We start from the raw sequence: 7,227 nt of genomic DNA on the forward strand, positions 1-7,227 counted from the left end.
GCTGGCGCCTGCAGGTACACGCGACCCACTGCAGGAGCCAGCCTTGCTGGCGAAGGGGCCCTTCAACCCCTGATCAAAAACTGGTCTTGTCCCAAATCCCCCGGCCCACCAGCCGCTCCCGATCATGTCGCGCCGCAAAGTCCTGCAATGGTCCCTTGGGCACGATCCCGTTCGGGTTGATGGTCTTGTGGCTCATGTAATAGTGACGCTGGATATGCTCCATGTTCACCGTCTCGGCCACCCCCGGCCACTGATACAGCTCCCTCAGCCAGTTCGACAGGTTCGGATAATCGGCGATGCGCCGCAGGTTGCACTTGAAGTGCCCGTGATACACCGCATCGAACCGAACCAGCGTGGTGAACAGCCGCCAGTCAGCTTCGGTCAGGTACTCGCCGGCCAGGTAGCGCTGGTCGTTCAGTAGCTTTTCCAGTGCATCCAGCTCGGCAAACAGCTCGTCGAACGCCTGCTCGTAGGCTTTTTGCGTAGTCGCAAAGCCTGCGCGGTACACGCCGTTGTTCACGGCAGGGTAGATCCGCTCGTTCAGTGCATCGATGCTCGCGCGCAGCGGCTCGGGGTAAAGGTCCAGGCGATTGCTGGTCAGCCCGTCGAAGGCGGTGTTGAAGATACGGATGATCTCGGCCGACTCGTTGTTGACGATGCGTTGTTCCTGCTTGTCCCACAGCACCGGCACCGTGACCCGGCCGGTGTAATGCGGGTCGTCGCGGGTGTAGCGCTGATGCAGGAATTCAAGCTGGTCGAGCTTGTCGCCTGTCGAACCCAGGGCTGTGTCGAAGGTCCAGCCGTTCTCGCCCATCAGCCAGCTGACCACCGACACGTCGATCAGCTTGTCCAGGCCCTTGAGCGTGCGAAAGATCAGCGTGCGGTGCGCCCAGGGGCAGGCCAGCGACACATACAGGTGATAGCGCCCGGCGTCGGCTGCGGGCAGCTGATTGCGCCGCTGCGCGTTCTCGCGCTGGAAGGTGCCGTCTTTGCTGCTTTCATACCACTGGTCATGCCAGCGGCCATCGATCAACAGGCCCATGGTGGTCTCCTTGGCGATTCGTTCAACTTGGAGCCCAGTGTACGGGTTCAAGTTCGAACCAATGGCGCAAAGCATCGGCCTGTTTGATCGAAAACCCCGATCAGTCGCCTAGCTCAGGCGTTGATCCCACCAGTGCTGCGCCTGCGTGAAGGCGTCCTCTCGGGTTTGCCCCAAGCCGCGTAGCGCCAGCGCCATGCTCGATACAAGAGCCAGTTCACCGTAGCTGTTGCGGGCCTCGCCGCGCCATACTGCCAGCAGGTGCTGCAGGTCGAGGCTGGCCGGCTTCACATGGCGCTGGGCCGACAGCTGCGGCCATTCTTCATCCCAGTCTTGGCCATGGGCAGTGCCGTACAGGTGGCTGGTGGCATCCGGATTGATCTCGATCTCACCGCCGTCACCCTTGACCACAATCGCCGTATCGCCCAGCAGCCGACTGGCTTCGCGGTGTACGGCCTGGTAGCCGGGGTGGAAGATGCTCTGCAGGCCGCACCGCGCCCCCAGCGGGTTGAGCACCCGTGCCAGGGAGTGAATGGGCGAGCGCAGCCCCAGGGTGTTGCGCAGGTCGATCATGTGCTGCAGGCGCGGCGCCCAGTCCTGCAGGGGGATGAACGCGATGCAGTGCTCGTCCAGGGCACTGGCGACGCTGGCCCAGTCGCGGCACAGCGGGATCTGCACCTGTTCCAGCACCTGCTCGGTATACAGGCGCCCGGCGGTGTGAGCGCCGCCGCCGTGCAGCAGGATGCGCACGCCGTTTTTCGCAAGGCACTTGGCCGCCAGCAGAAACCACGGCAGGTGGCGCTTCTTGCCCGCATAGCTCGGCCAGTCCAGGTCGACCGCGATGGGCGGTGCCTGTACACGCTGGCGCACGGCTTCGGTGAAGCCAGCCAGCTCCTCGGGGCTCTCCTCCTTGTGACGCAGCAGCATCAGGAAGGCGCCCAGCTGCGTCTGCTCGACCTTGCCGTCCAGCAGCATGCCCATGGCCTCGCGGGCTTCTTCCCGGGTCAGGCCGCGGGCGCCGCGTTTGCCTTTGCCCAAAATGCGCACGAACTGAGCGAAGGGGTGTTCGGCGGGCGTTTCGAGGGTGAGCGGGGTAGGGGCAGTCATATGCAGTTGGTCGGCTTTGGCAGGCCCGCGAGCTTCGCGGCAAGTTTGGCGGGGGTGCCGTTGAACAGGCGGTTCAGGTGCAGGCTGTTGCCTTTGTCCGGGCCCAGCTTCAAGGCGGTGTACTTGATCAGCGGGCGCGTGGCCGGCGACAGCTCGAACTCCTGGTAGAACTGGCGCAGCAGCTCCAGTACCTCCCAGTGTTCGGGAGTCAGTTCCAGGCCTTCGCGCTCGGCCAGGGCTTGTGCCACGGGCTTTGACCAGTCCTTCAGGTCGACCAGGAAGCCGTCCTTGTCCAGGGCAATGTCGCGGTTGTCGAGGCTCAGGGTGCTCATAGCCAGCTGTTGACCTTGTCGTGGTCCAGCGACAGCTGCACGAACGCCGGGTAGTCGATGGCCCGGGCCGCGTCGCTGGAGATACCGCGAGCTTGCAGGTCTTCTTCCAGCGCAAACAGCCTTGCGCCCAGGTTGGCGTGCTCCAGCGCCTTCAGCGGCTCGCTGCCGGGCTGCAGCGCATACACTGCGTCGCCGCACAGCAGCAGGCCGTCGTTGCTGCCCAGCAGGCGCAGACAACTGCTCAGGCGATTATCGCCGAAGGGCGAGTGGGAAATGACGTGCAGGGTGCTCATCAGAGGGTTACCACCTGGTCAAAACGGTTGATCAGGGCTGCCAGTGCAGCGTCGTCGAGTACCTCGACGTCCAGTGTCAGGTGTTCAGCGTCCAGGCCGCGCTCGAGCAGGCTGCGGGCGTCGGCGAACAGGGCCTCCACGCCGAACATCGGCAGCGCCTGGAGGTTGGCCGCCAGGTTCTTCTGTTGCAGCTGTGCCGGTTGCTGTGCAGGTGCCAGCTGAAACACGCCGTCATCCAGAAACAGCATGCCCAGCGGCAAGTCGAAGGCGCCGCCGGCCAGGGCGATATCCAGTGCCTCGCGGGCCGACGGGCCGGCCCAGGGGGCCTGGCGGCTGATAATCAGCAATGACTTGGCCATTCAATCGCCTCCAAAGCAGACCAGGCGGTCGGCGGTTTGTGCAGCCTCGTGCAACTGACCCAGGCCCGACAGTTCCCACGGCGCGGGCAGGTTCACGGCAGGGCGCTGATAACGCTGGGCTTCTTCGGCGTTCAACACGCCACGGCGCAGGGCGGCGGCGATGCACACCACCGCATCGAGCTGGTGCTCGGTGACGAAGGCACGCCATTGCGCCGGCACGTCCAGCTCATCCTGCGGCGCGACCACGTTGGCCGAGGCGCTGTGCACGCCATCCTGATAGAAAAACAGCCGCACGATCTCGTGCCCGCTGGCCAGGGCAGCCTGGGCGAACAGCAGTGCACGGCGCGAGGAGGGCGCATGGCCGGGGGAAAATACCGCGAGGGCGAACTTCATGGCAGGCTCTGTCAGCAAAACTGCGCCCATGATAAAGCAAAAAGCCCGCGCCTTGTGGGCGCGGGCCTGGTTGGGGCAGCTTGGCAAGCGGCCTCAGTTCTGCGCTTTGGACTCGGGCAGGAACCAGTTCAGCACCAGCGCACAGATGCCGCCGGTTGCCACGCCAGACTCCAGCACATTGCGCAGTGCCGATGGCATGTGCGCCAGGAATTCCGGCACCTGCGCCACGCCCAGGCCCAGCGCCAGGGACACCGCGATGATCAGCAGGGCGCGACGGTCCAGGCTGATGCTGGCCAGAATGTTGATACCCGAGGCCGCTACGGCACCGAACATCACCATCGCAGCGCCACCCAGCACCGGCTCCGGCACCGCCTGGATCACCCCGGCCACGCTTGGGAACAGCCCCAGAATCACCAGCATTGCGGCAATCCAGATACCGATATGGCGGCTGGCGATACCGGTCAGCTGGATCACGCCGTTGTTCTGCGCGAACACCGAGCTGGGGAAGGTGTTGAATACACCGGCCAGCAGCGAGTTGGCGCCGTTGACCAGCACGCCGCCCTTGATGCGTTGCATCCACAGCGGGCCTTCGACCGGCTGACGCGACACCTTGCTGGTGGCGGTAACGTCGCCGATGGCTTCCAGCGAAGTCACCAGGTAGATCACCAGCATCGGAATGAACAGCGCCCAGGAGAAACTCAGGCCGAAGTGCAATGGCACCGGCACCTGGAATACGGCGGCTTCATGCATGCCGGTGAAGTCCAGGCGGCCCAGGTAGCCGGCCAGTGCGTAGCCGACGGCCAGCGCGATCACGATCGCGCAACTGCGCATCCACACCACCGGGATGCGGTTGAGTACCACGATGATGGCCAGCACCACGCCGGACAGCAGCAGGTTTTCGCCGTTGGCGAAGGTGCCGTTGGCCATGGCGCCGAAGCCGCCGCCCATGCTGATCAGGCCCACCTTGATCAGCGTGAGGCCGATCATCAGCACTACTATGCCGGTGACCAGGGGGGTGATCAGGCGCTTCACGAACGGCAGGATGCGCGAAATGCCCATCTCAACGAACGAGCCGGCAATCACCACACCAAAGATCGCCGCCATTACGCCTTCTACGGGCGTACCTTGCTTGACCATCAGCGCGCCGCCGGCGATCAGCGGGCCAACGAAGTTGAAGCTGGTGCCTTGCACGATCAACAGCCCGGCGCCGAAGGGCCCGAAGCGTCGGCATTGCACGAAGGTGGCGATCCCGGAGATCACCAGCGACATCGACACGATCAGGTTGGTATCGCGGGCCGATACGCCGAGTGCCTGGCAGATCAGCAGGCCGGGGGTAACGATAGGCACGATGATCGCTAGCAGGTGCTGCAGGGCAGCGAGCAGGGCGATCAGCGGCCGGGGCCGGTCTTCCAGGCCTAGAACCAGTTCATTGGCCTGTTCGGGCGCTTGTTCGAGTGAGCTCATGGGTGTTGCTGCCCGGGCAGAAAAAAGGAGCGCATTCTACGGCGCGCGCGGGGATTGGGGTAGCCCAGTTTGCCAGCATTATCTGGCGCTACAGCCCGCGGGGCGTAGGGGTCGGCCTTGCCAGCGAACGAGCGCGAAGCCAGCGCCCCTCAAACGCCACCCACAAAAAAGCCCGCCGAAGCGGGCTTTTTCAACACTCAACCAACCAAGCTCGGATCAGTCATCCCGACCCATCAGCCCGAACAGTTGCAGCAGGCTGACGAACAGGTTGTAGATCGATACATACAGGCTGATGGTCGCCATGATGTAGTTACGCTCACCGCCGTGGATGATTGCGCTGGTCTGGAACAGGATGCACACCGACGAGAACAGCACGAAACCTGCGCTGATCGCCAGTTGCAGGCCGCTGATCTGGAAGAAGAAGCTTGCCAGCACAGCGCCCAGCAGCACGAAGAAGCCTGCGGTGATGAAGCCGCCCAGGAAGCTCATGTCCTTGCGGGTGATCAGCACGTAGGCCGACAGACCACCGAACACCAGTGCGGTCATGGCGAATGCCGAGCTGACCACTTCAGCGCCGCCGGCCATGCCCAGGTAGCGGTTGAGGATAGGGCCGAGCAGGAAGCCCATGAAACCGGTCAGCGCGAAGGTGGACACCAGGCCCCATACCGAATCACGCAGCTTGTTGGTGAGGAAGAACAGGCCGTAGAAGCCGATCAGCACCACGAAAATGTTCGGGTAGCCGACGCGCATCTGTTGGGCCACATAGGCCATGACACCACTGAAAGCGAGGGTGATGGCCAGCAGGCCATAGGTGTTGCGCAGGACGCGGCTGACCTCTTGCTGTTCGACCTGCAGGCCGTGGTTGACGGCGTAATCCTGTTCGCGCATGGCGACACTCCTGTGGGTTTGAAACGTTCAGATGCAAAGATCATAACAGAGGCACGCAGACCAGCCACCTAGAGAGTTTGACAGCTTGTTTCATTTCGGTATTATGGCGCCCGCAATACGAGGAAGCGTGGCCGAGTGGTTTAAGGCAACGGTCTTGAAAACCGTCGATGGGCAACTATCCTAGAGTTCGAATCTCTACGCTTCCGCCATCTTCAAAGCCCTGATTAGTCAGGGCTTTTTGCGTTTTTGGGGGTCCAATTTTTGCCCCGTCTAGCGCCTGATCGTTTCCGCGCCTTTTCCATCGTTTCCGCAAAGAAGCTTAAGACCTCCGGGGGCGTCAGCCAAAAAGCAAACGCCATATCGAAGAGGGTAGGGCTGACGTTGGGAGGCACGGTTAGTCGTCCTTTGGCTTTGGCGCGTCATTTGTATTTCCTGTCTCTTTTTCCCGCCGAGCTTTGATTGCGGTTTCCAGAGCACTGACGTGCCGCTTGGTAAGCTGACCAGGAAGAGAGAAGGAGAGCATCATTGCCAGGCAGGCTAGGAAAAGCAGGATCCCTTCAAGGCTGGCTTGCATGGGTTTGGCCCAGCCGAGGTCTAATGCGGCTAGGAATGAAAGCGCAAGAACCAAAAGGTACAAATAAAAGAGCGCAGAATGTTTTTGAAGGTCCTGCTTCACGCGGATGAGGTAGAAGGTATCTTGGCGCCAATTGTTCCCTTTTAAAGCACGTTCACTTCCGACGATTGCCATCACAGCTACGAGGAAGCCGGCCAGTATAGAGAAGACTGTCACGAGAACTGACAGAGCATTGCTATTTCCATGGTATTTGGGCTGAAACTGCCAAGCAAAGAAAACCGATGTTGCGATACAGATCACAACATACGTGATCTTCTGCCAACTCAGTTTTCCATGCGACGAATTCAATTTTTCCATTGCCTCTTAGTCTGAAGCTCATTCCGGAACACTGCGAGCTGTTCGTAAACCTCGGTATTGATCAGGTCATTAGCTCCATCGCGGCGCAATAGGCGCACAAATTTCGTAGGGCTTGCTTCGTTGAGTCGCACCTTCGTGCCTTTTTGGGTTACTACGGTTACGTCAACACCCTCTTCATCTTCCTCCAAAACATCCTTACCTACGCTCTGCATAACCTCGAGCACAATTTCTTCTGCGCGAGAGCCGCCCTTGGCGCTAATGACCGTATTAACCTGCATCTCACCCCAGTGTCCAGTGTAGTGGTCAACTGATCCCGGACACTGAATTGAGTTTTTCCTCTGCGACCGCAGGCGGTAGCCCTTCGTTGAATTGATGCGGTCGCCGCCAGTTGTACCGCTCCATCAAAAACCGACTGATATCT

The 7,227-nt window shown here is 61.4% G+C and carries 10 protein-coding genes and 1 tRNA gene; 1 reads left to right on the forward strand and 10 read right to left on the reverse strand.

The window, feature by feature from the left end:
- Positions 1-73: 73 nt before the first annotated feature.
- The 8 genes from QMX96_RS26125 to QMX96_RS26160 form a co-directional block, all read right to left on the reverse strand.
- Positions 74-1,042: a glutathione S-transferase family protein gene (locus QMX96_RS26125; protein ID WP_196933156.1), complete on the reverse strand. Its 969-nt coding sequence runs from the start codon at positions 1,040-1,042 to the stop codon at positions 74-76.
- A gap of 108 nt (positions 1,043-1,150) precedes the next feature.
- Positions 1,151-2,146: a glycosyl transferase family protein gene (locus QMX96_RS26130; protein WP_078480769.1), complete on the reverse strand. Its 996-nt coding sequence runs from the start codon at positions 2,144-2,146 to the stop codon at positions 1,151-1,153.
- Positions 2,143-2,478, reverse strand: a complete 336-nt coding sequence (locus tag QMX96_RS26135) for a TusE/DsrC/DsvC family sulfur relay protein (protein WP_043860841.1) — start codon at positions 2,476-2,478, stop codon at positions 2,143-2,145. The genes QMX96_RS26130 and QMX96_RS26135 overlap by 4 nt, the downstream gene beginning before the upstream one ends.
- The gene (gene tusB, locus QMX96_RS26140; RefSeq protein WP_058541209.1) at positions 2,475-2,771 is read right to left on the reverse strand and encodes a sulfurtransferase complex subunit TusB; all 297 of its coding nucleotides are present in this window, start codon (positions 2,769-2,771) and stop codon (positions 2,475-2,477) included. Before tusB ends, QMX96_RS26135 begins: the two co-directional genes overlap by 4 nt.
- The gene (gene tusC, locus QMX96_RS26145; protein WP_078480771.1) at positions 2,771-3,130 is read right to left on the reverse strand and encodes a sulfurtransferase complex subunit TusC; all 360 of its coding nucleotides are present in this window, start codon (positions 3,128-3,130) and stop codon (positions 2,771-2,773) included. The genes tusB and tusC overlap by 1 nt, the downstream gene beginning before the upstream one ends.
- Positions 3,131-3,523 (reverse strand): sulfurtransferase complex subunit TusD, encoded by a 393-nt coding sequence (gene tusD, locus QMX96_RS26150; protein WP_043860838.1) that lies wholly within the window; start codon positions 3,521-3,523, stop codon positions 3,131-3,133.
- Between the two features lie 93 nt (positions 3,524-3,616).
- A complete protein-coding gene (locus QMX96_RS26155) occupies positions 3,617-4,987 on the reverse strand; it encodes a uracil-xanthine permease family protein (RefSeq protein WP_043860837.1) in 1,371 nt (456 codons plus the stop codon).
- A 216-nt stretch (positions 4,988-5,203) separates the two neighbouring features.
- Positions 5,204-5,875: a Bax inhibitor-1/YccA family protein gene (locus QMX96_RS26160; protein ID WP_043860836.1), complete on the reverse strand. Its 672-nt coding sequence runs from the start codon at positions 5,873-5,875 to the stop codon at positions 5,204-5,206.
- Positions 5,876-5,996: 121 nt separating this feature from the next.
- On the opposite strand from QMX96_RS26160, the gene QMX96_RS26165 reads away from it, so the two are divergent.
- Positions 5,997-6,084, forward strand: a tRNA-Ser gene (locus QMX96_RS26165).
- A gap of 185 nt (positions 6,085-6,269) precedes the next feature.
- On the opposite strand, the gene QMX96_RS26170 is transcribed toward QMX96_RS26165, so the two are convergent.
- Both QMX96_RS26170 and QMX96_RS26175 read right to left on the reverse strand, forming a co-directional pair.
- Positions 6,270-6,806, reverse strand: coding sequence for a hypothetical protein (locus tag QMX96_RS26170; protein WP_282362688.1), 537 nt, complete (start codon positions 6,804-6,806; stop codon positions 6,270-6,272).
- Complete coding sequence (locus QMX96_RS26175) at positions 6,794-7,084, reverse strand: hypothetical protein (RefSeq protein ID WP_282362689.1); 291 nt, start codon at positions 7,082-7,084, stop codon at positions 6,794-6,796. The genes QMX96_RS26170 and QMX96_RS26175 overlap by 13 nt, the downstream gene beginning before the upstream one ends.
- Positions 7,085-7,227: the final 143 nt, after the last annotated feature.

The organism is Pseudomonas sp. PS01300 (genome assembly GCF_029960155.1).
Classification (GTDB): Bacteria; Pseudomonadota; Gammaproteobacteria; order Pseudomonadales; family Pseudomonadaceae; genus Aquipseudomonas; species Aquipseudomonas palmensis.